Annotated in this window: 26 protein-coding genes; 18 read left to right on the top strand and 8 right to left on the bottom strand. The window is 58.2% G+C overall.

Annotated features, from left to right (window positions below; translation table 11 throughout):
- Nucleotides 1–70: 70 nt before the first annotated feature.
- Entirely contained in the window at nt 71–2167 is a 2097-nt protein-coding gene (locus M504_RS03400; RefSeq protein WP_047488002.1) for an Ig-like domain repeat protein, read from the top strand.
- Entirely contained in the window at nt 2164–2745 is a 582-nt protein-coding gene (locus M504_RS03405; RefSeq protein ID WP_047488005.1) for a hypothetical protein, read from the top strand. Before M504_RS03400 ends, M504_RS03405 begins: the two co-directional genes overlap by 4 nt.
- Nucleotides 2746–2825: 80 nt before the next feature.
- On the opposite strand, the gene M504_RS03410 is transcribed toward M504_RS03405, so the two are convergent.
- Nucleotides 2826–4256, bottom strand: coding sequence for a glutamine synthetase family protein (locus M504_RS03410; protein ID WP_047488008.1), 1431 nt, complete (start codon nt 4254–4256; stop codon nt 2826–2828).
- 310 nt (nt 4257–4566) lie between these two features.
- Here M504_RS03410 and M504_RS03415 point away from each other — a divergent pair, with 310 nt between their 5' ends.
- The 9 genes from M504_RS03415 (at nt 4567) to M504_RS03455 (ending at nt 11132) form a co-directional block, all read left to right on the top strand.
- Nucleotides 4567–5130, top strand: coding sequence for a pyruvoyl-dependent arginine decarboxylase (locus M504_RS03415; RefSeq protein WP_232296297.1), 564 nt, complete (start codon nt 4567–4569; stop codon nt 5128–5130).
- A gap of 99 nt (nt 5131–5229) precedes the next feature.
- Nucleotides 5230–6276 (top strand): low specificity L-threonine aldolase, encoded by a 1047-nt coding sequence (locus M504_RS03420; RefSeq protein WP_047488011.1) that lies wholly within the window; start codon nt 5230–5232, stop codon nt 6274–6276.
- 162 nt (nt 6277–6438) lie between these two features.
- Nucleotides 6439–7350: a carbon-nitrogen hydrolase gene (locus tag M504_RS03425; protein ID WP_047488014.1), complete on the top strand. Its 912-nt coding sequence runs from the start codon at nt 6439–6441 to the stop codon at nt 7348–7350.
- 12 nt (nt 7351–7362) lie between these two features.
- A complete protein-coding gene (locus M504_RS03430) occupies nt 7363–7833 on the top strand; it encodes a hypothetical protein (RefSeq protein ID WP_156993486.1) in 471 nt (156 codons plus the stop codon).
- Entirely contained in the window at nt 7830–8870 is a 1041-nt protein-coding gene (locus tag M504_RS03435) for an agmatine/peptidylarginine deiminase (RefSeq protein ID WP_047488020.1), read from the top strand. The genes M504_RS03430 and M504_RS03435 overlap by 4 nt, the downstream gene beginning before the upstream one ends.
- Nucleotides 8871–8993: 123 nt before the next feature.
- Entirely contained in the window at nt 8994–9581 is a 588-nt protein-coding gene (locus tag M504_RS03440; protein ID WP_047488022.1) for a cytochrome P460 family protein, read from the top strand.
- A 12-nt stretch (nt 9582–9593) separates the two neighbouring features.
- The gene (gene tadA, locus M504_RS03445) at nt 9594–10040 is read left to right on the top strand and encodes a tRNA adenosine(34) deaminase TadA (RefSeq protein ID WP_047488025.1); all 447 of its coding nucleotides are present in this window, start codon (nt 9594–9596) and stop codon (nt 10038–10040) included.
- A gap of 31 nt (nt 10041–10071) precedes the next feature.
- Nucleotides 10072–10848: an SDR family NAD(P)-dependent oxidoreductase gene (locus M504_RS03450; protein WP_047488028.1), complete on the top strand. Its 777-nt coding sequence runs from the start codon at nt 10072–10074 to the stop codon at nt 10846–10848.
- A 23-nt stretch (nt 10849–10871) separates the two neighbouring features.
- Nucleotides 10872–11132, top strand: coding sequence for a glutaredoxin family protein (locus M504_RS03455; RefSeq protein WP_047488031.1), 261 nt, complete (start codon nt 10872–10874; stop codon nt 11130–11132).
- Between the two features lie 49 nt (nt 11133–11181).
- Here the strand turns inward: M504_RS03455 and M504_RS03460 are convergent, their stop codons facing one another.
- Together M504_RS03460 and M504_RS21990 are read right to left on the bottom strand one after the other, a co-directional pair.
- Nucleotides 11182–12909 (bottom strand): chloride channel protein, encoded by a 1728-nt coding sequence (locus M504_RS03460; RefSeq protein WP_232296145.1) that lies wholly within the window; start codon nt 12907–12909, stop codon nt 11182–11184.
- Complete coding sequence (locus M504_RS21990; RefSeq protein WP_156993489.1) at nt 12906–14099, bottom strand: lipopolysaccharide assembly protein LapB; 1194 nt, start codon at nt 14097–14099, stop codon at nt 12906–12908. The genes M504_RS03460 and M504_RS21990 overlap by 4 nt, the downstream gene beginning before the upstream one ends.
- Nucleotides 14100–14167: 68 nt before the next feature.
- Between M504_RS21990 and purB the strand changes: the two genes are divergently transcribed.
- Entirely contained in the window at nt 14168–15487 is a 1320-nt protein-coding gene (purB, locus tag M504_RS03470; RefSeq protein ID WP_047493292.1) for an adenylosuccinate lyase, read from the top strand.
- 9 nt (nt 15488–15496) lie between these two features.
- On the top strand, nt 15497–16081 hold the full coding sequence (locus tag M504_RS03475; RefSeq protein WP_047488036.1) for a YkgJ family cysteine cluster protein: 585 nt from the start codon (nt 15497–15499) through the stop codon (nt 16079–16081).
- Nucleotides 16082–16084: 3 nt separating this feature from the next.
- Here M504_RS03475 and M504_RS03480 read toward each other — a convergent pair whose 3' ends face one another.
- A complete protein-coding gene (locus tag M504_RS03480; RefSeq protein ID WP_047488039.1) occupies nt 16085–17146 on the bottom strand; it encodes a linear amide C-N hydrolase in 1062 nt (353 codons plus the stop codon).
- Nucleotides 17147–17224: 78 nt separating this feature from the next.
- Complete coding sequence (locus tag M504_RS03485; RefSeq protein WP_156993492.1) at nt 17225–18280, bottom strand: hypothetical protein; 1056 nt, start codon at nt 18278–18280, stop codon at nt 17225–17227.
- A gap of 131 nt (nt 18281–18411) precedes the next feature.
- Between M504_RS03485 and M504_RS03490 the strand changes: the two genes are divergently transcribed.
- Entirely contained in the window at nt 18412–19041 is a 630-nt protein-coding gene (locus tag M504_RS03490; protein WP_255347713.1) for a UbiX family flavin prenyltransferase, read from the top strand.
- Here M504_RS03490 and M504_RS03495 read toward each other — a convergent pair whose 3' ends face one another.
- Together M504_RS03495 and M504_RS03500 are read right to left on the bottom strand one after the other, a co-directional pair.
- Nucleotides 19042–20013: an alpha/beta fold hydrolase gene (locus M504_RS03495; protein ID WP_047488042.1), complete on the bottom strand. Its 972-nt coding sequence runs from the start codon at nt 20011–20013 to the stop codon at nt 19042–19044.
- Nucleotides 20010–20645, bottom strand: coding sequence for a nitroreductase family protein (locus M504_RS03500; protein WP_369792888.1), 636 nt, complete (start codon nt 20643–20645; stop codon nt 20010–20012). Before M504_RS03500 ends, M504_RS03495 begins: the two co-directional genes overlap by 4 nt.
- Nucleotides 20646–20757: 112 nt before the next feature.
- Between M504_RS03500 and pdxT the strand changes: the two genes are divergently transcribed.
- The 4 genes from pdxT to M504_RS03520 all read left to right on the top strand — a co-directional run bounded on the left by pdxT (nt 20758) and on the right by M504_RS03520 (nt 25561).
- Entirely contained in the window at nt 20758–21363 is a 606-nt protein-coding gene (gene pdxT, locus M504_RS03505; RefSeq protein ID WP_047488045.1) for a pyridoxal 5'-phosphate synthase glutaminase subunit PdxT, read from the top strand.
- 80 nt (nt 21364–21443) lie between these two features.
- A complete protein-coding gene (locus M504_RS03510; protein ID WP_047488048.1) occupies nt 21444–22223 on the top strand; it encodes a cytochrome c oxidase subunit 3 in 780 nt (259 codons plus the stop codon).
- A 242-nt stretch (nt 22224–22465) separates the two neighbouring features.
- Complete coding sequence (locus M504_RS03515) at nt 22466–22798, top strand: PadR family transcriptional regulator (protein WP_047488051.1); 333 nt, start codon at nt 22466–22468, stop codon at nt 22796–22798.
- 12 nt (nt 22799–22810) lie between these two features.
- Nucleotides 22811–25561: an ABC transporter permease gene (locus M504_RS03520; protein ID WP_084214062.1), complete on the top strand. Its 2751-nt coding sequence runs from the start codon at nt 22811–22813 to the stop codon at nt 25559–25561.
- Between the two features lie 246 nt (nt 25562–25807).
- On the opposite strand, the gene M504_RS03525 is transcribed toward M504_RS03520, so the two are convergent.
- Nucleotides 25808–26482, bottom strand: coding sequence for an alpha/beta hydrolase (locus tag M504_RS03525; protein WP_047493306.1), 675 nt, complete (start codon nt 26480–26482; stop codon nt 25808–25810).
- Nucleotides 26483–26488: the final 6 nt, after the last annotated feature.

Below are 26488 nucleotides of genomic sequence, written 5' to 3' on the forward strand. Positions count from 1 at the left end.
CGTGGCCACGATAATTCCTGGCCACATCCACCGTTCCGTGTGCTGTGGCTCTCGACGCCCGCGGCACGCAATGGCGCTTGCTTTCTTTGTCATGGCGTCGTCTGCGCCTTCGCAGACTCGCCTGATCCTCAACTCCGGTAACACCATGACTACCCTGAGCGGCAGCGGCAGTGATGGCAAGACAACTGCGGGAGATGCCCTCACCACGCGCATGGGAACTCCGCGCACGGTCCGTTATGATGCCGCGGGCAACCTCTTCGTTGTCGATAGCCGAAACAACATCGTCACTCGGATTACCCCCGCGGGCCAACTCGCTGTCATCGCCGGAACAGGACGTGAGGGATACGAGGGCGATGGTGGCGCAGCCACAAACGCTCTCCTCAACCGCCCCACGTCCATCGCCCTCAGACCCGATGGAACTCTCTTCATTGCAGATACCGGAAACCACTGTATTCGCAGCGTCTCACCCGACGGAACCATCACGACCGTTACGGGCAACGGGAAGCCCGGAGACTCAGGCGACGGAAGAAACGCTAAGACCGCCCAACTCCGCAATCCGAGCGGTTTAGCCCTCGATGCCGACGGCACTCTCCTCATCGCCGACACAGGCAATCACCGTATCCGCCGCCTCGCCGCAAACGGAACCATTGTCGCTGTTGCTGGCACAGGAAAAGAAGGCAATTCGGGTGATGGAGAATCCGCGGCGAATGCCACATTTCGCAGGCCGACATCTCTCCTGGCTCTTAACGATGGCAAGATCCTGATTGCCGATACCGACGCACGCCGTATCCGCATCCTGTCACCCGACGGCACCATCGGCCCCTACGGCAGCACAACCTTCCGCAGCCCGGAAGGCATGACACTCGACGCCTCCGGCAACATCGTCGTTGCCGATGCGCAACTGCAACAGGTGCTTCAAACGTCGACCACCGGAAGCAACACTCTCGCCGGCAATGGCAAACAAGGCACCAGTGCAACCGGCGCACTCAACTCCCCCTCTTCCGTTGCAACAGACGCTAGCGGCGGCATTGCCATCAGCGACCGCGGCAACCATCAGGTGCAACATCTTGCACTCCCCACCATCGACTTCGGAAGCATCCCCGTCGGGCGTACCTCTGCAGCACAGACATTGCTGCTACAGAATGCCGCAGACACGCCACTGCAGATCGCATCCATCGCTCTGTCGCCTGCGTTTTCCATCAACGCAAACGGCAACTGCGGCACGCCGCCCTTCACACTCGCAGCGAAGGCTCAGTGCTCCCTCCAGTTAGCGTTTACTCCACAAGCCAATGGAAGCGCACAAACAATCGGCCTGGTCCAATCCGCCTCTGCACCGCCGTCCATGTTGCGACTCACAGGCGTCGGAGTCTCCGGCACAAACCTCGCAACGTCGCGCATCTCGCTGGTCAGCGACGGCTCCATCAGCTATTCCGGAGCCCCCATCAAGCTCACAGCAACGGTGGCAGGTTCTTTGCTAACGCCTCCCACGGGCAATGTCATCTTCCAGGACGGCAACAACAATCTCGCCACCATACCGCTCGCAGCAGGGACTGCCGTACTCTCCACAACCGTGCTCACGGCTGGCTCTCACACACTCCAGGCCGTCTATAGCGGCGACAGCATCTACGCCACCAGTACATCGAGCTCAACCACGCAGACGGTTGTCGCAGCGCCTGATTTCTCTCTCACAACATCCGCAGCCAGCTACAGCGGCAGCGCCAACAACTCAGTGAGCATCCCCATCACGCTCTTACCGTTAAACGGCACACTGAATCACCCCACCACACTCACCATCAGCGGCCTGCCCAGCGGAGCCACAGCGACCTTTACACCATCCACGTTTACTCTGGCGGGAGACCCGGTCGCGGTATCGCTGCTGATCAAAATCCCCGCAACACTCGCGCTTCATCCTTCCAATCTCACCGGCATACTCACGGCGTTGCTTCTGCTCGGCATCTTCCCCCTGAAACGAAAGCGCCTCCCTGCCTTCCTACTAATCTGCTGCACATTCACACTGCAAGGGTGCGGCGGTTTCCGCACCACGGCCAGTACCAGCACCGCAAGCAACACACACCGCTACAACTGCACCATCACCGCCACCACCACAGGCGTCGTGGGCGACACGCTCATCCACACCGTCCCAGTGGAACTGGATCTCACGCAATGAAGTACGTCGTCTCATTCCTCGCTGTCGCATTGTCATGCGCTGCGGCACAAGCACAAATGCAGGGCGACACTCTCCTGGTAGGCCTGCGCTACTCTGTCACGGCTGCGAATGCCCCACCGGGAAGTTGCGGCTGCTTTTTCCTTCAAGGAGGCGCCATAGAAGCCTCCATTCCCGTCCTGCCGCATCTCCGCGGGGTGGTGGAAGCAGGCGGCAGCACCGTCGCTCGCGTTCCCGCAAGCACCCGTGGACTCAGCGAAATCACGCTGCTCGCTGGTCCGCGTTACACCGTACCCATCCATCGCATCCGTCTAAATGCACAGGTACTCTTCGGAGCAGTACGTGGCTTCGATAGCGACTTCATCATCGCCACCAACACGCACACCGACACCTCAACAAATCTCGCAATGGCATTCGGTGGAAGCATCGACCTCCCACTAAACCACGCAGTCCTTCTGCGCCCCGTCCAGGTCGACTACCTGCAGACCAACCTGCCCAACGGCGTCGACGATCGCCAGCGCAACATCCGTTTCGGCGCAGGCATAATCTTCCGCGTCCACCTACCCGATAACCGTCGCTAAAACCGACCACAAAATCAAAGAGCCCGGCACGAAGCCGGGCTCTTGATCTCTTAGCTGCTACGACGAACACGTGCGAAGCACTAGAACTGGCCCCAGAGGAGCTGGTTGTAGACTTCGTGGTGGAACTGCACTTCGCTGCCCTTCACGACGGTGCCCAGAAGACGCGGGCAACGGTCAGCCGAAGCCTTCTTCAACTCAGCAAAGCGCTCCTTCACATCCGAACCGAGCAGAGTCGTGATCCACTCCGATCCCTGGAAGTTCTCGATCGCGGTGTAGATGTTGTCCGGCAGGTAGCGAGCAGCCTGACGCAGGTTTTCAATGTTGCCAACCTGTCCGTCCAGACCCGTCTTGAAGACCGAGTACAGCACACCGTACGGGTTCGCATCCGGACCAACCGAACGAACCTCAACACGAGCAGACTTCTCGTTGCCGATGGGAATACGAACCATCGATCCACGATCCGTAGCCGAAGCCTTGATCTGGTTCGGAGCTTCGAAGTGCGGATCGAGACGGCGGTACGCATTCACTGACGAGTTCAGCAGCAGGCAGATGTCGTTGCCGTGCGTCAGAATCTTGTCGATGAAGCTCCATGCCAGTTCGCTCATGTTCTCTTCACCGGCCTTGTCGAAGAAGAGGTTCTTCTTGTCCTTGGTGATGGAAACGTTGGTGTGCATGCCGCTGCCGTTCACACCGGTAACGGGCTTAGGCAGGAACGTTGCGGTCATACCCATCTGCGTAGCAACCTGGCGGCAGATCAGCTTGTACAGCTGGATCTGGTCAGCAGCGGAAACCACATCGCCATAGGTGTAGTTGATCTCGAATTGCGAAGGCGCAACTTCCGGGTGGTCCTTCTCGTTTTCGAAACCCATCGCGCGCTGTACTTCCGCAGCGGTGTCAATGAACTCACGCAGCGGATCGCCAGGCAGCGAGTGGTAGTAGCCACCGGCGTTTACGTACTCGAAGCTACCGGTCTTGTGATAGCTGCGCTCCGCATCCACACCCTCGAACAGGAAGCCCTCGACTTCGTTCGCAGCGTTCAGGGTGTAGCCCTTCTCGCTGTACATCTTGTTCGCGTACTGCTTCAGGATGCCACGCAGATCGGCAGCATACGGTGCGCCGTTCTTGTCGATCACTTCGCCGAAGACCATAACCTTGCCGGTGCCGAACACATCCGACGGCGTCCAGTAGAACGCGTTCCAATCCAGGCCAAGGCGAAGATCGGATTCCTTCTGCGCTGTAAAGCCACGGATCGAAGAACCGTCAAAGGTCAGGTTGTCATAGCTGTTGACCAGGAACTTCTTGTCATAGTCCAGCATGTGCAGGCGGCCTTCCAGGTCGCTGAACAGCACGGTGACGGCCTTAATGCCCTTCGTGTCCGTCAGGTACTTCAGACGCTCTTCCTGAATCTTGTCGATTGCCACGCGCTGCTTGCGCTGGTCCTTAGCTGCCAGGTTAAGGTCTTCGAGTTCTGCATACGACAGTTCGAGAAAATCGCGGTAGTTGCCGGACATACGACTCCTTAGTTCCCCCAGGCTGGCTCTGCCAGTACCCCGGTGGGTTTTCGCTACAGATGTGGTGTGAAAAGGCGGTGAATCACCGATTCCTAAATTAGCAGAAATCCGCCGTAAACCCCTACTGAAGATTGACGTTCTTGAGTGCGAAAAAACGTGTCGTCTTTCGCTGAGGTAAATATTTGCGATTCCAGCAATTCTCACGGACCAAAAGCCCCGGCAGGGCCTCCAACATGTGATAATTTCATTTGGGCTTCTGCTTATAGGCAGCAGCTTTCGAATCAGTCTGGAGGCTACGACTACATTGGGCATGAACATGGTTCCGAAGCGCATCTTCTTCACGAAGGGCGTAGGAAAGCATAAGGAGCGACTCACGTCGTTCGAGATGGCGTTACGTGACGCCGGTATCGCGGCACAGAATCTGGTGCGTGTGTCGTCCATCTTCCCGCCCAAGTGCAAGCTGATTACTCGCAAGGAAGGTCTCAAGTACCTGAATCCCGGCGAAGTCGTCTTTGCAGTGGTCGCGGAAAACAGCACGCGTGAAGCGCACCGTCTTTGCGTCTCGTCGATCGGCGTGGCTATCCCCACCGATCGCAACACCTATGGCTACCTCTCGGAGCACCACAGCTTCGGCGAAACCGAAGATCAGGCCGGTGACTACGCAGAAGAGCTGGCAGCAGAAATGCTCGCCACCACCCTCGATGTAGATTTCGATCCCGACAAGAGCTGGGACGAGAAGAAGGAAATCTACCGCATCTCCAACAAGATCGTCCGCACGGCAAACGTAACGCAGTCCGCCGTGGGCGACAAGAAGGGCCTGTGGACCACCACCATCGCCGCCGCCATCCTCATCATGGATGACGAGGAGAAGTAGCGCTCCGCAGTAACTGGAATCTGCAAAGAGCGCTGGCCACAAGCCAGCGCTCTTTCTCTGTCCATCGAGAAGCATGTTTGCTTCATCGAATGAGGTGACATGAGCCACATCAGCACTGATAATTCGCAACAGTTCGCCAGCGACAACTACTCTGGCATCTGCCCTGAAGCATGGGCCGCCATGCAGGAAGCCAACCACGGCCACGCCACCCCTTACGGCGACGACCCATGGACGGCACGGGCCTCTAACCTCTTCCGCGATCTCTTCGAAACAGACTGCGAAGTCTTCTTCGCCTTCAACGGCACCGCGGCCAACTCCATGTCGCTCGCGTCGCTCTGCCAGAGCTACCACTCCGTCATCTGCGCACAGACAGCGCACGTGGAAACCGACGAGTGTGGCGCACCCGAATTTTTCTCCAACGGCAGCAAGCTCCTCACCGCGCAGACCATCGACGGCAAGATGACGCCAGAAGCCATCCGCGCACTTGCCACCTCGCGTCAGGACATTCACTTCCCTCGCCCCAAGGCCGTCACCATCACGCAGTCCACCGAGACGGGCCGCGTCTACACACTCGATCAGCTCAAAGCCATCAGCGAAACCACGCGCGAGTTGAAGATGCACCTGCACATGGATGGCGCACGCTTCGCCAACGCCATCGCGCACGTCGGTTGCACGCCCGCTGAAATGACATGGAAGTCCGGCGTGGAAGTTCTCTGCTTCGGCGGCACCAAGAATGGCATGGCTGTAGGCGAAGCGATTCTCTTCTTCAACCGCGCCCTCGCGGAAGACTTCGACTATCGCTGCAAACAAGCAGGCCAGCTCGCCTCCAAAATGCGCTATCTCTCATCGCCCTGGGTGGGCATGCTGGAAAGCGGCGCATGGAAGCGCAACGGCGAACACGCGAATGCCATGGCGAAGCGCCTGAATGCAGCCATCGCAGACGTAGCCAACGCCAGCATCATGTTTGACGTGGAAGCCAACGCAGTATTCCTGCTCGCCAGCGAACCGCATCTGCAACAACTTCGCGAACGCGGCTGGCGCTTCTACACCTTCATCGGCGGCGGCGCACGCTTCATGTTCGCCTGGGACACCGACCCCGCCCGCGTCGATCAACTCGCAGCAGATATCCGCGCCATCATGAGCTAAACCGGGTGCCCCACATCCCGATTCTTAGATGTGGGGCACCCGCGCAAAGCGCGAACCAAGGATTCAACCGGCGTTTACACGCAATAGAAGAAGCCGATGCTACAAGCGCCAAAGACTGGACCAAGGGCCAGAGTCCGCCCTACACGAAGGGAGCACCGCAAGATGAAGAAGACGAACGTAGCCCTCATCCAGATGAGCTGTGAGCCCGATACGCAGAAGAATCTCGATAAGGCCGCAGCGCGCATTGAAGAAGCCGCGAAGAACGGTGCAGAACTCATCTGCCTGCCGGAACTCTTCCGTGCGCAATACTTCTGCCAGCGCGAAGACCACGCCCTCTTCGCCACCGCCGAATCCATCCCCGGCCCATCGACGGAGCGCATCAGCACAATCGCACGAGACAACAAGGTCGTCGTCATCGCATCGCTCTTTGAGCGCCGCGCACCCGGCCTGTATCACAACACCGCCGTCACCATCGAACGCGACGGCCACATCGCGGACGTCTACCGCAAGATGCACATCCCCGACGACCCGCTCTACTACGAGAAGTTCTACTTCACTCCGGGCGACCTCGGCTTCCGCGCACTCGAATCCACCGCTGGCAACATCGGCACACTCGTCTGCTGGGACCAGTGGTACCCCGAAGGCGCTCGTGTAACCGCACTCAAGGGCGCAGAGATCCTCTTCTACCCCACCGCCATCGGCTGGCACCCCAGCGAAAAGGAAGAGTTCGGCGAAGCCCAGTACGACGCATGGCAGACCACGCAGCGCGCCCACGCCATCAGCAACGGCGTGTGGGTCTGCTCCGTCAACCGCGTAGGCCATGAACAGGGCGACGTGATCCACAACGGCGTAAACATGCCCGGCCCCGAAGGCGCAGGCCTCGAGTTCTGGGGCGGCAGCTTCATCGCCGATCCCTTCGGCCGCATCATCGCGAAAGCTTCGCACGACAAGGAAGAAACGCTCTACGCAACCCTCGACCCTGCACTCGTAGAAGTCACGCGCCAGCACTGGCCCTTCCTACGCGACCGCCGCATCGACGCCTACGAAGGCATAACAAAGCGCTTCTTGCTGTAGTTCAGGTTGCTGATGAAAGTAATCGAAGAATCCACGATAGTCGGAGACGACGAGGTCGATACTGTACTTCTGCGAGATATGGCGCAAAGGGCGGAATCCTTCCTGCAAGCTTTCAAATGGTGCAGGAATCTCACCGAAGGAAAATTTGTTGATGGCTATGGTGGCATCTTTGCGCTTTTTCTTTTTCGTGCCGACATCGACAAGATTGGCGAAGGCGTTGACTTGTGGGTTTTCATTGGCGACGTTCCAACTGCGTACTTAGAAGCTAAGGATTTCCCGGTCGCGAGAGACGCCGCAAAGCGCTATCTGGATGGGGTTAGGGAGTGGGTTGTGGCAGTGCGTAATAACACTCCGCTCAACGAGCTAATTCCAATCGCTCACGCGAAAGATTCGCAATCTCTGGACGAGCTGGAACGAAAATTAGACACGCTAGTCTCGCTCGTTCTTCCGCAGATATACAACGGTTCGGAAAGTAAACAATGACAGACAATACTGGCTACCGCATGCCCGCAGAGTGGGACGCACACACCTCCACCTGGATCGCATGGCCGCACAACGCCGAAGACTGGCCCGGCAAGTTCCAGCCCATCCCCTGGGTCTACTCGGAGATCGTCAAGAACCTCTCACAGGTCGAAGACGTCAACATTCTCGTCAACGACGAGCGCGCACAAAAGGTCGCCACCCGCATCCTCACGCGCGCCGGCGCCAACCTCGCACGCATCCACTTCCATCTCTGGAAGACGGACCGCATCTGGCTACGCGACAGCGGCCCCATCTTCGTTAAGAAGGCTAACGAAGTAGCCATCACCAACTGGAAGTTCAACGCCTGGGCCAAGTACCCCAACTGGCACAACGACGACCTCATCCCATCGCACGTCGCGAAGCACTACAACATGCGCGCGTTTGAGCCGATGATCGGCGATCATCGCGTAGTCCTCGAAGGCGGCTCCATCGACGTCAACGGCGCGGGCGCCCTGCTCACCACGGAAGAGTGCCTGCTCAGCGAAGTCCAGCAACGCAACCCCGGCATCAGCAAGCAGCAGCTTGAAACCTGCTTCCACGACTATCTCGGCATCGACCAGGTGCTCTGGCTCAATCGCGGCTGCGCAGGCGACGACACGCACGGACACGTCGACGACATCGCGCGCTTCACCGCCGTCGACACCATCGTCGCCGCCACCGAGCACAACACCGCAGACGAAAATCACCTGCCGCTCGCGGAAAACCTCGACCGCCTGCGCAGCTTCCGTCAGCCCAACGGCAAGCCTTACAACGTCATCGAACTGCCCATGCCCGCACCGGTCATCTTCGACGGCGAACGCCTGCCCGCCAGCTACGCCAACTTCTACATCGCGAACGACCTTGTACTCGTCCCCACCTTCAACGACGCGAACGATCGCATCGCACTCAACATCCTCGCGGACCAGTTCCCCACCCGCAAAATTGTCGGCATCCACTGCGGCGACTTCATCTGGGGACTCGGCGCACTGCACTGCATGACCCAGCAGGAACCCGCATAAACACAACACAAAACAAACGCAGCGCTCGCAGATGAATTCCATTGCGAGCGCCGTTTTGTTTTTTGCACGCATCACTGCATGTAATCTGAAAGTGTCCTCGCCAACCGCGGATCGGAGATCATCATGCACAAGGCATTCCTCGCCGCAGCATCGCTTCTCTGCCTCTTCATCGTTGCAGCGCACGGCATTGACGCCGCACTGCAAACCGATAAGTCCATTCCCATCCCCGCGAACTATCGCGAATGGATTTACATGACCAGCGGCATCGACATGAACTACGCCGCGCCCGGTGCAGTAGGACTCACACAGGAACATCACTCCGTCTTCGATAACGTCTTCGTCAATCCCGAAGCGTGGGCATCGTTCAAGCAAACCGGCCATTGGCCCGAAGGCACAACCTTCGTGCTTGAGAATCGCACGGCAGAAGAAAACACCTCCATCAACAAAGGCGGCCACACGCAGAACACTGAAGTCAGCGGCCTCGAAATCCATCAGAAGCGCAACAGCGAATGGTCCTTTTACGTGCGCGGTAAAGATGGCGCAGAACACCTCGTTCCCAAACCCGCAAGCTGCTACACCTGCCACGAATCGCACGGCGCAGTAGACACAAGCTTCGCGCAGTTCTATCCAACAGCTCTTCCCATCGCGAAACAAAAAGACACCCTCAGCGACGTCTATCGCGCCGAATCAGCACCTGCCGCAACCAAGTAAACTCAGAGACAGATGACCGATCAGGAAGCCATGTACGAAGCCATCGCCGAAGCGCACGCCGCTGAGGCAGAAGGCGAAGTTCCCGTCGGCGCCATCGTTCTTCTTGACGGCCAGATCATTGGCCGCGGCAACAATCGCGTCATCCGCGACAACGATCCCACGGCCCACGCTGAAATCGTCGCCATGCGCAACGCCGCGCATCACCTGCACAACTACCGTCTCACTGGCTGCACGCTCGTCGTCACATTGGAGCCCTGCGCCATGTGCGCCGGAGCCATCCTCCACGCACGTATCGGTCGCCTCGTGTACGCCGCAGCCGATCCCAAGGCAGGCGCATGCGGCTCTGTGTTGGAAGTCATGAATCATCCACGCCTGAACCATCGAGTCGAAGTCATCCCTGGCGTCCTCGCCGAAGACTGCAGCTCCATGCTGACGCAATTCTTCCGCGCACGTCGATAGCAACGATAGCCTTCCCTGCATCCAACTCCGCATGAGCGAAGGCAAACTCGCAGGCAAAGTAGCACTAGTCACTGGTTCGTCATCCGGCATTGGTCAAGGCATCGCCATCCGGCTCGCAAAAGACGGTGCAGATATCGTCGTCAACTACTCCGGCAATCCCACAGGCGCAGACACAACCAAACAACAGATCGAAGCACTCGGTCGCAAAGTAATCAGCGTCAAGGCTGATCTCTCCAAGGTCTCTGATTGCCAATCGCTCGTGCAGTCCGGCATTGATGCCTTCGGTAAGCTCGACATCCTCATCAACAACGCAGGCGTTGAAAAAGGATCGGATTTTGTCGATGTCACGGAAACGGATTACGACTACGTGCTCAACGTAAACCTCAAGGGTGTCTTCTTCACCACACAGGCCTTCGTGAAGAACCTGCTTGCAAAGAACATGCCAGGCCGCATCATCAACATCTCCTCCGTGCATGAGGACATGGTCTTCCCTCATTTCGCCAGCTACTGCGCAGCCAAGGGTGGCGTGCGCATGCTCATGCGCGACCTCGCCGTGGAACTCGGCCCAAAGAACATTACGGTCAACAACATAGCGCCCGGCGCCATCATCACGCCCATCAACCAGTCATTGCTGAACGACAAGCCAAAGCTCAATGCGCTACTGCAAAACATACCGTTGGGCCGCATGGGAACAGTAGACGATGTCTCTGCTCTCGCAGCCTTTCTCGCCAGCGATGAAGCGGCTTACGTCACCGGCTCCACGTATTTCGTCGACGGCGGCCTCATCCGCAACTACCACGAGCAATAGTCATAAAGAGGTAAACTAGAAGCATGGATCTGAAGGTTTATTCCGCTGACTGGTGCCGCGACTGCTTCGTTGCTAAGCGCTTTCTGGCACAGCACAACATCCCCTACACCGAAGTCAACATTGAAAAGACTCCGGGCGCTGTTGATGAACTTGTTCAGAACGTAGGCAAGAAAGCCATCCCGCAATTCGTCATCGATGGCAAATGGATACAGCCATACCGTCCCGGCAAGGGCTTCCTATTCGATGAGATGTCGACACTGTTCGGCGTACAGCAGCCGGGATAACTTCACCCTCAATTTGATACTGAAACGCCCTGCATCCGCAGGGCGTTTCTTATTGCTGATAACGGTCCAACACATCCTGCAGCGTCACCACGCCTTCCACCACGCCACGCATCGCGCGATTGGAGACAGGCAACAGAGGCCAGTTCTTGAAGTAAGGCAAAGCGTGCGCCAGCGGCTGATCCGGAAACAGCATCGGCGTCCTGCTCGCCGCCACGCTCTGCTCCAGTGTTTTGTCGCCCTCATCCTGCGCCTTGCTCAACAGCGCTTGCATCTCTTCCTGCCGTGCGGCATACCATCCATCGCTACAACGAATCAGAACAACAGAAGCAACGCAAATCTCGCGCTCCAGTTCCTTCAACATCTCGCCGCCGTTCAGCACTGGAACATCGGCAGGTCGTAACGCATCTTCCAGCCGTAACTCCGTATCTTCGCGCTCCTCTTCCAGTGAGGGCAGATACAGACCATCCTGATGCGTGAAGACCTCAAGAATCGGCACTGGCTGCAGCGAACGCGAGATGATGTACGCAATCGTGTTCGACACAATTACCGGCAACACAATCGTGTAGTTGCCGCTCATCTCCATGATCATGAACACACTCGTAAGCGGCGCGCGAATGAACGCCGCAAAGAACACACCCATGCCCACCAGCGCATACGATCCCACTGAACCCGTAAGCGATGGAAAGAAGTGATGTTCAAACGTCCCCACCGCAGAACCCAGCATTGCGCCAATGAACAGCGCAGGTGCAAACAATCCACCGGGCGCACCGGATGAAAACGAGAACGTAGTCGTCAGCAGTTTGATCCCTGCCAGCAACAGCAGAAACCCAATCGTGTACTCCGCGTGCATGGCGGCATCCATAGTGCCGTACCCCACGCCCAACACTTGCGGCACACCAAGATACGCAATCGCCCCGACCAACAAACCAGCAAACGCTGGCGCAAACACCTGTCGATTCGCAGGCAGGCTCCGCAGACGAGGCCGCAGATATTCCAATGCACGTGTCAGCAGAAGCGATGCAAATCCGCCGATCACACCCAATACCGCATACGCCAGCAACTCGCGCGGATCACGCAGATTCACGTTCGGAACGCGGAACATCGCCTGCGATCCCCAGAACCATCGCGCCACCACCACCGCGGAAACAGCGGACAAAACAATGGACCCAAGAATCGCCGCTGTCCACTGCCCGATGACTTCCTCAATCACAAACAGCACAGCAGTAATCGGCGCATTAAACGCCGCAGCCAAACCCGCCGCTGCACCCACAGGCCCAAACAGCCGCAGCCTCGCACGCGACAACCCCACATAACGCCCAATGCGCGAAGCCACACCAGCGCCTAAATGCAGCGAAGGATCCTCCGGCCCCAGCGATTGTCCCGAACCAATCGACAACGCAGCCAGCAGAAACTTGCCGATCATCGTCTTCGTAGAGATGTAGCCGTTGTGAATGTAGAGAGCAGCCTTCGTCTGGTTAACACCAGAACCGCGCACATCCGGAAAGACGTAACGCGTCATCAGTCCCAACACCACACCCACCACCGTAGGCACAATCAACAATCGCAACTGGTGAGGCGCTGGCGCCGACCCCTGCAGCAACACCGTCAGCCACTCAATGGCCATGCGGAACGAAACCACCAGCAGGCCAGAGATCAGTCCAATGAAAATGCTCAGCAGAAGAAACAGGCGACCTTCACGCTTCGAAGAATGTTCCACCTGTTGCTCTGCGGCAGCTTCCATCTCCTGCAGAACCACCACCGGTTCTTGCGCGCTCATGACTGACCTCCGAACTGCGTCGCCGGATGGTCCGCCAGGTAAAGCAACAACGCATCATCGCCCGTAGGCGCGCCACATACATTCTGCGCACTTCGTTCGCTGCTGAAAATCAACCGCCGATACTGGTCCTGCACATCATCGTCGTGCCGCAGCTCCACACGATTCTTCTCCGTATCCAGCGCCTTCCACTGCGCCTGCAATTGCATCATGTCAGCCTGCTCTGCATGTTGCACAAGACAACCATCGACGCGCGCGATCGCAATCCGCGAAGCCTTCAACAAATGCTCCGCACGCAACTGAGAAGGCACATCATGCGAAAGAACAAACTCTCGCAACCACTCCGAACGATCCTGCAACGCACTCATGCGCTGCTTCTGTTCCGCCGTCCACGAAGTCGTGCGCAAAGCCCGCGTCAACTCCTCCGAAGCACACGCATAGTCACCCTGCGCATAACAAAGCTCGCCCAGCTTCGCCTGCGCCGTCGCAGCGAAAGTTTTGTCGTCACTCGCATTGCGATAAGCCGTAGCAGCCTCTTTCGGAGCATCCGCTGCCTCCAGCGCCTCACCAATGCGAAGCTGCGAAGACGCATCCGGATTATTCCCCGCCGCAATCAACAACTCCGCACGAGCTGCCTTGCCCTGCCCCAGCCCCACCAGGTAGCTCGACAACTCCAGCCGAGTATCCCGTCGCCGCGCAGGACCATCGCCGCTCCAATTACCAAAAATCGCCGCGCGATAGTACTCAATCGCGTTGAAAGACCTGCCCTGTTGCCGCGCCAACCGGGCCAGCTCTAGGTTGATACCGCCATCGCCCGGCTGCGTCTGCCACAAATTCAGAAAGTAATTCTCTGCCTCGTTCACGCGACCGCTCGCTGCCAGCGCACGCGCCAGGGCAAGCTGGTTCTCACGAACATCCGGTCGAAATCCCAGCGAAGTGTGCAGAGCAGTAACAGCTTCCGCCGGTTTTCCCGCCGCCAGCGCCTGCTGCCCGCGCTCCGCCCATCGCACCGCCAAAACTTCGCGATGCGCCTCAAAGCTGCGAAACAGCAGCGTCGTTACGCCGCTCATGAGCAGCGCAACAACCGTAAGTGTCAGGAATTTGAGGCCATCTCGCAGCATCAAGCGTCGCCGAGCGGCCTTCACCTGGGCAGGTAAAGGCGCCACCACGACATCGCGACTTCGTGCGTCCATTAAACTTAATGGTAGCGCCTGAGCAGCCCGCGCTTATCCCGGCCACCACGCCAAAGAGGTACGTTCCCTTGATCGATCGCTATACACGCCCCGCCATGCGCAAGCTCTGGTCCGACGAATCGAAGTTCCGTGCATGGCTCGAAGTCGAAGCGACCGCAAGCGAAGTCCTCGCCGACGCAGGCATCGTCCCGCAGGAAGCCGCCAAGGCCATCCGCACCAAGGGTGACTTCGACATCGCACGCATCCAGGAGATCGAGCTCCAGACGCGTCACGACGTCATTGCCTTCACTACCGCAGTCGCTGAAAAGGTCGGCCCTGAATCACGCTGGCTGCACTTCGGCCTCACCTCCACCGACGTCGTCGACACCGCACAAGCCCTGCTGCTCAAGAAGGCCTCCGCAATCATCCTCGACGGCCTGCAAGCGCTATCCGTCGTCCTCAAGTGCCGCGCCATCGAGTTCGCGCTCACACCCTGCATCGGCCGCACCCACGGCGTCCACGCAGAACCCACCACCTTCGGCCTCAAGCTGCTCCTCTGGTACACCGAGTGCCAGCGCAACATCACGCGCTTCACCGCCGCCGCAGAAGACATGCGCGTAGGCAAACTCTCCGGCGCAGTCGGCAGCTACGGCACCGTCACGCCTCAGCTAGAAGAAGAGATCTGTAAGCGCCTCGGCCTCAAGGCCGCTGAAGTCAGCACACAGGTGCTCCAGCGCGACCGCCACGCCGCCTACATCGGCGCCATCTCCATCATCGCGTCCTCGCTCGACAAGATCGGCACAGAAATCCGCCACCTCCAGCGCACCGAAGTCCGTGAAGCCGAAGAGTTCTTCAGCGAAAAGCAGAAGGGTTCCAGCGCCATGCCGCACAAGCGCAACCCCATCACCTGCGAGAACATCTGCGGCCTTGCCCGCGTGATGCGAGCAAACTCTCAAGTAGCACTTGAAGATGTTGCCCTCTGGCACGAGCGCGACATCTCGCACTCCTCCGCCGAGCGCGTCATCCTCCCCGACACCACCACCCTCGCCGACTACACACTCAGCAAGGCCACCAACCTCATCGACAAGCTCATGGTTTACCCCGAGCGCATGTTGAAGAACCTGAACCTCACCGGCGGCCTCGTCTTCTCCGGCCAGCTCCTGCTCGACCTCGCAGAAGCCGGCATGCTCCGCGAAGACGCATACAAAACGGTCCAGACCCTCGCGATGAAGGCCTGGAAAGAAGACCTCGTATTCAAGGAACTGGTCGCCGCCGATCCGCAGATCACCAGCCTCCTGCCGCCCGAACGCATCGCCCGCGCCTTCGACGTGAACCGCCGCCTCAACAACGTCCCCGCCATCTTCGAACGCGTCTTCGGCAAGCCACTAAGCGAACTGCAAGCGCAGTAAGAGCCAGCCATGCTGCCCCCCGACGACAGTCAACTCATCCAGCTCATGGACGCCGCACTCGCAGACGCAACGCGTCGCAGCGGCCCATGGCTGGCCTGTCGTCCGGGATGCAGCCAATGCTGCACCGGCGTCTTCCGCATCGGCCCGCTCGACACCGAACGCCTCCGCGAAGGCTTCCATCAAGCCCCGATCGAGACACAACAACGCATACAAGAACGCGTTCAACAATCCATCGCAGATCTAAGCACCGACTTCCCCGGCGACACGACGACAGGCATCCTCTACGAAGACGAAGCCTCCCTCGAACAATTCGAAGACTTCGCCAACGACGCGGTGTGCCCCGTTCTCGATCCCGCCACAGGCACCTGCGATCTCTACGCGCATCGCCCCATGACCTGCCGCACCTTCGGCCCGCCCGTCCGCATAGAAGACGATGGCTTCGGTGTCTGCGAACTGTGTTTTGTAGGAGCGCCAGCAGAGACCATCGCCGCAGCAGAACTGCATCTACCCGAACCGGCGCTCGAAGCCACACTCGACGAACAGACCAGCATTACCGGCACCACCATCGTCGCCTTCGCGCTGAAGGATCAGTAGCAGCTACTTATCAGGCAACCCCATAAACGAGAAAGCCTTCGTTTCCTTGAAGTCTTTAGCCGCGTTTCCAGAGAAAGTATTCTTCTGGTCTTTCCCCAGGTCTAGTTTCATCACTTTGCCCGTCTCATGCGAGAAATCAATATCGCTCAGCTTCACCCAGAACACATTCGGTGTCAGAGCTGACTCGAAGAAGTAGACCAGCCGCTTCTGATCCGCCACCGTCCGCCAGCGCGTCGACGAGATATTCGGCTGATCCGCCGTCGTAATACCAAACGGCACAGACACATTGCGAATCACGCTGAACACACTCGCCACCGCCATGTCCGGGTCTTCACTCTTGGGAATCGCATTGATATAAAACGAAGCACGCGCAAAACGATCCGCAGCGCGATTCGTTCCCGGCAACATCGTCGTACCGCCAATATCCTTCCAATACGATTCCAGCGCCAGCTGTTGATCGTAGGTCGGTGAATTCGTCATCACCTGATACTCACGGCCATGATGAATCACCTGCTTGCCTTTCACATACTCCACAACAGCACTATCGCCGCTCGAATCTGACATCGACATGTGCAGGTTCGCAAGCCTCTCTTCACCTGGCACCTGCGCCGTAGCCACCAGCAATGGCTCTTTTTCAAGCGCATCAATGGCCTCAGCCACCGTCGCATACTTGTCCAGCATGTACTGCGCCCACAGCGAAATAGCCAGTCCAGGCTTGCTTCCATCAAACTTCGGATACTCTGACTCGGCCAGCCACAACAGGTTCACCACCAGGCCTTTTTCATTCATGCCATCTGTGGTGGAGATGTCATATCCGCTCGCGATCACACTGCCATACTTCGATGTCCAGTGAAGAGAACGCGGGCCGGTAGCACCACTCCGTTCCATCCCACGCGGCAAAATCCAGAGGTTGGTTCCAACGTCCACCTTCCAGTCCATGGAACGCGCCGTAATCACCTCGCCATCCGCACCGTGATACACCGCACGCGTACAGGCATCGGCAGAAACTGGTAGCAGCAAGGAGACAGAAAGCAGTGCAGAACAAAGCGGACGGATAAAACGCATGCAACGAACCTCCAAAGCACTTCCTGAACCACACGCAACAACAAACCGCCATGTTCAACTTGAAGGCTTCTCAGGCGTTCAGTTGCCGCCGCCCTCTGCCTCAAGCAATGGAACCACCGTCGAACACATCTTCGCTTCCATAAACGGCGGTGGAGTCATCGGCAGTTGAATCCGGTCGTCGGCAATCATAATGCCAACGGGTTGCGACGGTGTTTGTAACTGCGCCATCACTGGCGCAGTTTTCGGCATCTTGAAGCGCCCGGTGCCCACATACGCAACCACCAGGCCCACTGCTGTGGTGGGCGAAAAGAACGCTAGAGGCACAATGTATTTCTTTGATCGCACCACCGTCTCTGCAATACCATTCACCCTCCGGCTGCGTGGGAGCGTCCCTGGAACCTGCGGTATCTGGAAGGTCTGAAATTGCAATTCAGGATTCTTCATACCGAACTTCGTCACCAGCCGCGCCAGATGCTTTGGCGTCGTCAGCCAGAAATCCGCCATCGCATTCCGAGGAATTGATCCCGGAAACGTACTGCGCAGAATGGTGCGCGCAAAATCCGCGCAGTTCCGATAGAGCAGGTTGAACTCACCCCGATTGCGGCTGTCATTCAATCTCGCCATGATGGCCTCATCCTGCTCTCGCGTCGTTTCCAGTTGAAACCCGTAGATGTGCCGATCGTAGGATGCGCCAATCAGTTGAATCCAGTCGCCACCGGGTGCGCTGCCATCCTCCCGACTCGGTGCCAGGTCCAATAGATGCGCCCGCCGATAGCGATCGCGCAGCTCTTTTTCCAGCAAAACCGTAGCCTTCTCCGGTACGTCGGAAATATCTTCCACCGCGTAGAGATACGGGATCAATGGAATCGCAACCCAGTCATAGCCGTTCACGTTGCTGTAGCGGCTTATCACCACTCCAAGTTCCGCGCCATGGCAAAGCCGCAACCGCGTCGGCGAATCTGCGCAGACATTGTCCAGATACACAGCAGCGTGACCAGTGGAGGTAAACGAACCAAAAGATCCAAACGGCTCCTCCACCAGCAGGCTGATACTGGCGTTCGCACGCAATGGCGTAAGAAGCGCAATGCACAATGCGGCGGCGAGAAAGTTTGCGGCATGTCGCAATTGCGGCATGATCATCTCCTTCAGGACGTCGGGCTATGGACATGTGAGGCGGCCTTTGGGGGGCGCGGCCTATTCTTTAAGACGCAATCTGGAACCACGTGTGCCGATGAAAATTTCAGCTTTCGACGATAATCGATGGCGTGAGTCCATTTTCTCAAAGCCACGACCTCACCCACGCGCGCCTCACCGTTGCGATGACAGGTGCTAGCGGAGCACTCTTCACCGCGCATCTGCTTCGACTTCTCAACAACGACGATCGCGTGGAAACCGTTCACTTCATCGCATCGGATCATGCCTTGCGCGTAGTGACGGAAGAACTTAGCCTCGCCGGCGGGCGCGCGTCGCTGTTGGAAACACTTCTCGACGGCCCGCCTTCCAGCAAGTTCACGGTATTCCGCAATGACGACATTGCAGCCCCCGTTGCCAGCGGCAGCCATCCTTCCGATGGCATGATTGTGCTGCCCTGCTCCATGGGAACGCTCGCGTCCATCGCGAACGGTATGGCCGCGCGACTCATCGACCGCGCAGCGGATGTCACATTGAAGGAGCAGCGGCCGCTGATTCTCTGCGTCCGGGAAACTCCCTTCAACCGCATCCATCTTCGGAACATGACGCTTGCGGCGGAGGCTGGGGCCGTGATCTACCCCGTAATCCCCGCCATGTACTTCCGGCCACCAAGCCTGGATGACATTGCTCGTCAATTTTGTTGTCGCGTATTAGGCCACATCGGCCTTCCGCAACCCTCCGCATACCGCTGGAAGGAAGACTAGCTACTGCGGCGCGTCCGCGTAACTGGTAGAACGTGATAGCGGTGGGTCGGCATTCAGGAACTTCAGCGTCTCCTCCACCACCGGTGGCGCACATTCCGCTGCAGTCAAATGCCCGCACTTCCTCACGCCCAGAAACACTGACTGCGGCACCAGGTCGTGCATCCGCAGCCCAACCTCCACGGGAATCAAGCGATCCTCCGTGCCCCACACAATCAGCATGGGCATCTTCAATCCACCCAACCGGAAGTCCAGCAACTCTCGCCCATGCAGCATGCTGCCAAATGATTGCTGCACAATGAACTGGTTCTTCTGAAAGTTGCGGATCATTCCGGGAATCATCATCGACGGAATTTTCGTACGCCACCGGCTGGGCTCAATCTTGTCCATCAGCGCATCGAAACTCGCGCGGTCATGCGGCGAAAACAGCGAAGGTGGAAAATCCAGAACGAAGTACAGCCCGGCCGTGTCATACACCATCAACCGCCGCACCATCTCCGGATGATCCAGCGCCATCTTCATGGCAACCCAACCACCCATCGACCATCCGCCCAGGTCCACTTTCTGCAGTTTCAGCTCCCGCAGAAAATCAGTCGCAATACGCTCTTCCCCATCCAGCGTGTAGTCGCCATCCTTCGGCTTCGGCGAATCGCCATACCCCAGCAGATCCAGTGCATACACGTGGTATCCGGCCTTCGCCAGATCGGGAATCATCTTCGCCCAGTCAGAAGCGCGAGCCCCCAACCCATGCACCAGCAGCACCGGCTTCTCCGGTCCATTCCCTGCCGGTTTGGCTTCCAGATAATGAATCCGGTAGCCATCCACCATCACGTAATGATGCTGAATCCCCTTACCCCGCAGGTAAAGGTTCACCGACCGATCCACCAGCCACATTGGGTTCCAGTAAAGATAGGTGCACGCCACGGCCACCAACGCCGCAACTCCAAGAAGCGTCGCTATGAAGCCGCGCCTCACCGCAGTGGTTTCCCGAACTCTTCCGCAAAGGCCACGTGATTCAGATCGAAGCGGCCGCCGTTATATTTATCCGGCCCCTTCAATCTTCCAATCGCCAGCAGCGACACCACCCAGTAACTTAAGGGCAGCCGCAGAGCTTCCTTCACTTCGTTCTGCTCAAAGCCTTCCATCGCAGCGGTGTCATAGCCCATTACTTCAGCGGTCAATTGCATGTAAGCCGCGGCATACGTCACCTGCTTGTTCAGCCAGCCATGCATCTGGTCAGCATTCAAACTCAGCAGATAACTCTCCACGTAACTCTTCAACTGCGAGGCATAGCCTTCGCTCATGCCGCCTTCCAGCCCCATGCGCACAATATCGTCCGCATCGCGACGCCAGCTATCCACGTCGCCACAGCAGGCAATCACGACAGAAGCTTCTTCCACCTTGGCCTGGTTGTAGCAAGCCGCGCGCAGCTTCTTTTTCTGCTCCGGCGACTGCACCACGACAAAGCGCCACGGCTGCACGTTATACCCAGAAGGCGCGGCAATCCCCGCCTCCAAAATCGTACGGATATCCTCTGCCGGAATCGGGCTGCCATCGAACGAGGGCGTACTGCGACGTTCGCGAATGGCATCCGGAAGAGATTTCAAAGACTCACTCACCGCCACAGTGTAACGGCAGTTGGGCAAACCATCCACATCAGGCTTAAGACTTTAGGACGACCGCTCCGTCTTCCAGCGAAAAATGCAGCTATGATGAACCATGGCCGACAGTTCTACCGCCAACTTCCAGCCAACCATCGGCGTTCTCGCGCTTCAGGGTGCCTTTGACGCGCACGCCCGCATGCTCCAGCAATGCGGTGCGAAAACGGTCTTCATCCGCAAGCCCGAGCAACTGGCAAACATCGACGGCCTAGTCATCCCCGGCGGCGAATCCACCACCTTCCTCAAGGCGCTCGAACGCGGCGGCTTCTTCGACGCGCTCCAGGAATTCGTCCAGACGAAACCCACCTTCGGCACCTGCGCTGGCGTCATCCTCATCGCCAAACACGTCACCCACCCCGAGCAGAAGTCCCTCGGCGCGCTTGACGTCACGGTAGAACGCAACGCCTACGGCCGCCAGAACGACTCCCGCATCCTCGAAGCCGAAACCACCCTGCCCGGCGGCCCGTTCGAAATGGTCTACATCCGCGCGCCCCGCATCACCCAGACCGGCCCCGGCGTGGAAACGCTCGCAGAGCGCGACGGCTCCCCCACGCTCGTCCGTCAGGGCCACCTGCTCGCGGCCACGTTCCACCCCGAACTCTCCACCGACAAGCGCGTCCACGAACTCTTCCTCGACTCCGTCCGCGCGGCGCACAACGGATAACCTTGCCACTGTGAGCCACGTCACATGCACACGGCTCATTTGCGGAGTACTATCAAGGCCATAACGGCGTTGTTGCCCCCATGCCTACCATCCTCCATCCCGATGAGGTCGTCGAAAAGCTCCCACCCCGGCGCCCTGATGAAGCCGACATCGGCGGAGGACGCCTCCCACCCATCGAGCCCAAACACACCGGCGGTGGCGGCGACGGCGACAACTGGAGCAACAACCCCGTAGGCCGCCGAGGCCCTCGCGAAAAACTCCAGACCTACCGCTTCGCTGTCTTCTCGTTCCTCGCAGGCGACCTCATCTTTTTCATGACGCTCGTCAGCGCGTTCTTCGTCACCAAGCACGCAGCGCACATCGACGCCTACAACCACTACGTCCGCACATGGATTCCCATCGGCATCCCGTCCATCCTCTGGCTCAACACAGCCGTCCTGATCCTCTCATCGGTCACAATTGAACTCGCACGCCGCTCCGTCTTCCGCGAAATCGACGTCATGGAAGAGTGGCTCGGCCTCGGCAGCCCCACACGCCGCAAAGCGCTCCCCTGGCTCATCGCCACCACGCTCCTCGGCGCAGCCTTCGTCTGGGGACAGATCCTCGCATGGCGACAACTCGTCGCGCAGCACGTCGTTTACTCAGCGAATCCGTCTTCGCGCTTCTTCTATCTGATCACCGGCGTCCACGGTATCCACCTCATCCTCGGCATCGTGATGCTGATCACAGCCATCGTCGGCCTGCGCTCACTGAAATCCATCCAATCCCGCCAGATCATGGTCGACAGCACCTCCTGGTACTGGCACGCCATGGGCGTCCTCTGGATCTTCCTCTTCGCCCTACTCCTCTGGGGCCAATAAGCACTCCGTAAAACCTCACCAACCAACAACTCTTGGCAAAGGCACGGCCTACGAACAGCCGCAGCCCTAAGCGCCAAAGGCGCGACGAAATATTAGCCTAGGCCGAAGGCCTAGGTGTAAGTCCGTGCAGGCAAACAAGGGCCAAAGGCCCGCTCTATAGCCTCGCCACCGAATCTTCAAACTCTCCCCTTGCACTTCTACAACAACCCCATGTACTCTTCTGTCGAAGTGAAAGGGGAAGCATGGCTGGCGACTACTTAGACCTCCCACAAGGCACACTCGATCTTCTGATCCTGCGCACGCTCGCATTGGGCTCACAACACGGCTGGGCTATTTCAGAACGCGTACAACAACTCTCCAGCGACGCACTCCGCATCCAGCAAGGCTCGCTCTACCCCGCACTCCATCGCCTCGAGCGTCGCGGTCTCATCAAGGCCAAGTGGCAAACCACTGAGAACAACCGACGCGCCAAGTACTACGAACTCTCGAAGAAGGGCCGCGATCAACTCGAAGTTGAAAAGGAAGCATGGGCAAAGCTCACCGCAGCGGTAGCCCAGGTTCTTGAAGCCGTGTAAGGAGGAGCGCATATGTTCAGCGATCTGATCTTTCGTCTACGAGCCCTGTTCCGCAGGACCACCGTCGAAAACGAACTCGATGAAGAACTGCGCTTCCACTTCGATCAGCAGGTTGAAAAGCACATGCGTTCCGGCCTCTCCCAGCAGGAAGCCACCCGTAGAACGCGACTTGAATTTGGAGGCATGGCCCAGGTGAAAGAAAACTGTCGCGAATCCCGAGGCACCAACCTCCTTGAAACCATCGGTGCCGACATCCTCTTCGCATTTCGACAACTGCGTCGAACACCTGCATTCACCATCACCGCGCTGTTAACACTCGCTCTCGGCATCGGTGCCAACGCGGCCATCTTCACACTCGTGCATGCTGTCCTGCAAAAGGACCTCCCCGTCGCAAATCCTGCATTGCTCGTGCGCCTCGGCGACACCAACGATTGCTGCGTCGGCATGGGCATGAGCGACTCCATGTCGTACTTCTCTACCGATGCTTACGAACACTTAAAAAAGAACACGCCAGAGTTTGAAGAGCTCGCCGCCATGCAGGCGGGCTTCGGCTATCGTCCCATCGTCGTGCGTCGCGAAGGCACACAGGACCCACCGCGCTCGGTCGCAGGTGAATTCGTCTCCGGAAACTACTTCCACACCTTCGGTCTGCAACCCCATGCGGGACGTTTCTTCACAGATGCGGACGACAAAGAAGGAGCGCAGCCCACCGCAATCATCAGTTACGAAGCATGGCAGACACGCTTCCAAGGCGACCCCACTGTCATCGGCAGCACCTTCCGCGTCAACACACGGCCCGTCACCATCATCGGCATCGCGCCTCGCAACTTCTTCGGCGATCGACTCATCCGCAACCCGCCTGAGTATTACCTGCCCATCGAGACCATGCCCGCACTGGCGAATGTGCCTTACGTGCACAATCCGAAGCAGAACTGGCTGTACATGATCGGTCGTGTCAAACCCGGCACGGACCTCGCCCAGTTACAACAGAAAATCACCGCGGAACTTCGCAATGAACTTGTAGCCGTAGGTCGTTTCTCTCCCGACCATGACAAGGCGAAACTCACGAGACTTCACATCACACTTACTCCCGGTGGCGCTGGCATCACCACCATGAAGGAACAGTATGGCGATCATCTGAAACTCCTCATGGCCACCGCGGGTCTGGTACTCCTCATCGCCTGCGCCAACATTGCGAACCTGCTATTGGTGCGAGGCATCGCTCGAACAACAGAAATGTCCGTGCGCACTGCGCTCGGTGCCATGCGTTCACGCATCATCCGCCAGCTGCTTACAGAAAGCGTCCTGCTCGCCATCCTTGGCGGCATCGCCGGCCTTCTCGTGGCCTATGCAGGAACACGCATGCTGTTGGCTCTCGCATTTCCTGATGCCGCCAGCATTCCTGTCCACGCAACACCGTCGCTTGCAGTCGTAGGCTTTGCCTGTGCGTTGTCACTCGTCACCGGCATTCTCTTCGGCCTCGCACCAGCATGGAACGCATCACGAACCCAACCAGCAGATGCACTCCGTAGCAGCTCCCGCACCTCCACCTCCGGCGCATCACTCCTGCAAAAGGGATTGGTTGTCTTTCAAATTGCGCTCTCACTCGTGTTGCTCATCGCTGCATGTCTGTTCCTTCAAAGCCTCAAGAAGCTGCAGGGCTCTGACATGAAACTGAACGCGACCAATCGCTACATCATTCACATCAACCCGCAGGCAGCGGGCTACACACAGTTTCAGCTCGATGCGCTGTACCACACCATGGAAGACCGCTTCCATGCATTACCCGGTGTCACAAAAGTCGGCATCGCCTCATACACACCCATGGAAGACAACAACAACGGCTGGGGAATAGAAGCTCACGCGCATCCTCAGAAGGGAGCGATCTCATCCGTCATTCGCATCAACGGCGACTACTTCGATTCCGTGGGAACCCGCGTCCTCATGGGCCGCGGCATCAATGAACGCGATACACCCACCGCGCCTCGCGTTGCGGTCGTAAATCAAACCTTCGTTCGCAAAATATTCCAACCCGGCGAAAACCCCATCGGCCAACACTTCGGGTTCCCCGGCGCGGATACGAATAACGCATGGGAGATCGTCGGCGTTGTGGAAGACACCATCTATCAGAACGTGCGGTGGAAGGATCACCTCATGTTCTTCATTCCCACCATGCAGGAACCGGAATCAAGAACCGATCCCATCGACAAGGATGACGCCCTCTATGCCGGCGCTTTGGTTGTCGCTACAGACCATCCCGTCGACGGCATGGAAGCCATCGCGCAGCACACGCTCGCATCCATTAACCCCGACCTAACCGTGGTGCGCTTCGATACGTTCGACCAGCAGATCGCCGCAAACTTCACCGAAGAACGCTTGATCTCACGACTGACCATGCTCTTCGGTGGACTAGCACTCCTGCTCGCAGCCATCGGATCGTACGGCGTCACCGCTTATTCAGTTGTCCGCCGAAACCAGGAGATCGGTGTCCGCATGGCCCTCGGTGCAAACCGCTCCACCGTCATGCTCATGATCCTGCGTGGCGCAACCATTCAAACCGCGCTCGGCATGCTCATCGGCATCCCGGTCGCATTGCTCTGCGTCCGCTTCGTTCAATCCCAGCTTTATGAGATTGCAGGTCTCGACGCCATCGTCATCACGAGTTCAGTCATCATCCTTGCCGTCGCGGCAGCTATAGCCGCCATCATCCCCGCGCAACGCGCCTCATCCATCAATCCCATGGACGCCCTACGAATGGAGTGACAAACGAAAGCTGTCAAGACCCAGATGCACTCAAACCGAACAAATCAAAAGAAATAGAGTTGGCATACTATTTCCACCAAACCGCTAAAATAGAACTAGAGAGAAAAGGGCCGCGCGAAAGCGCGGCCCTAACTCTTTTAGAAAGACGATTTTGCCTCTAACCCCAATGGGCAGACGATTTTACAGCCACTGATTCCGTAAACCCAATAGAAAGATGATTTTAGAAAAACAGGGGGGAGGGGGTACCTACAGCCCAAAGAACTTCCGCCCAAGCCAATCCTGCATCGCCAGGCGCATCCGATCCAGTTTCGGCTGAGGCGATCCCGGAACACCAGCGAAGAAGTGCTCCGCACCCTCAATCCACTGCATCTCTGTGTCGCCGCCAGCCTCATCGAAGTAGCTCTCCATTACGAGACGTGGTGCAAACGGATCCTGCGCTCCGGTCAGCAACAGCTTCGGCTGGTCGCAGTGCGCCATGAACTCATACGAGTAACTCCGGCCACCGGCCTGCAACGGCATCCCAAGCCCCACCAGCCCCTTCACCCGGTCATCCCCGCAAGCCGCCCGAAACCCGATGTTTGCGCCAAACGAAAATCCAGCCAGCAGAATCGGCAAGCCGTACTCGTGCTGTAGCCAATCGAGAGCAGCCTTCACATCCGCAATCTCGCCCGGTCCGTTATCGTGCGTGCCTTCGCTCAACCCGGTTCCACGGAAGTTGAACCGCAGCACCGGAACACCGAAGTGTGAGAAGGCCTTCGCCGCGTGATACACCACCTTCGTATGCATCGTGCCACCCGAAGGAGGATGCGGATGACACACCACAGCACTGTAAGCGGCATCGGCAGCGCCCACATTCAGCAGCGCCTCAAGTCGTCCCGCGGGTCCGCGTAGAGTCTCAACAGTCTGTATCGTTCCGGCCATCACACC

It is taken from the genome of Terriglobus sp. TAA 43, from assembly GCF_000800015.1.
Taxonomy (GTDB): Bacteria; Acidobacteriota; Terriglobia; order Terriglobales; family Acidobacteriaceae; genus Terriglobus.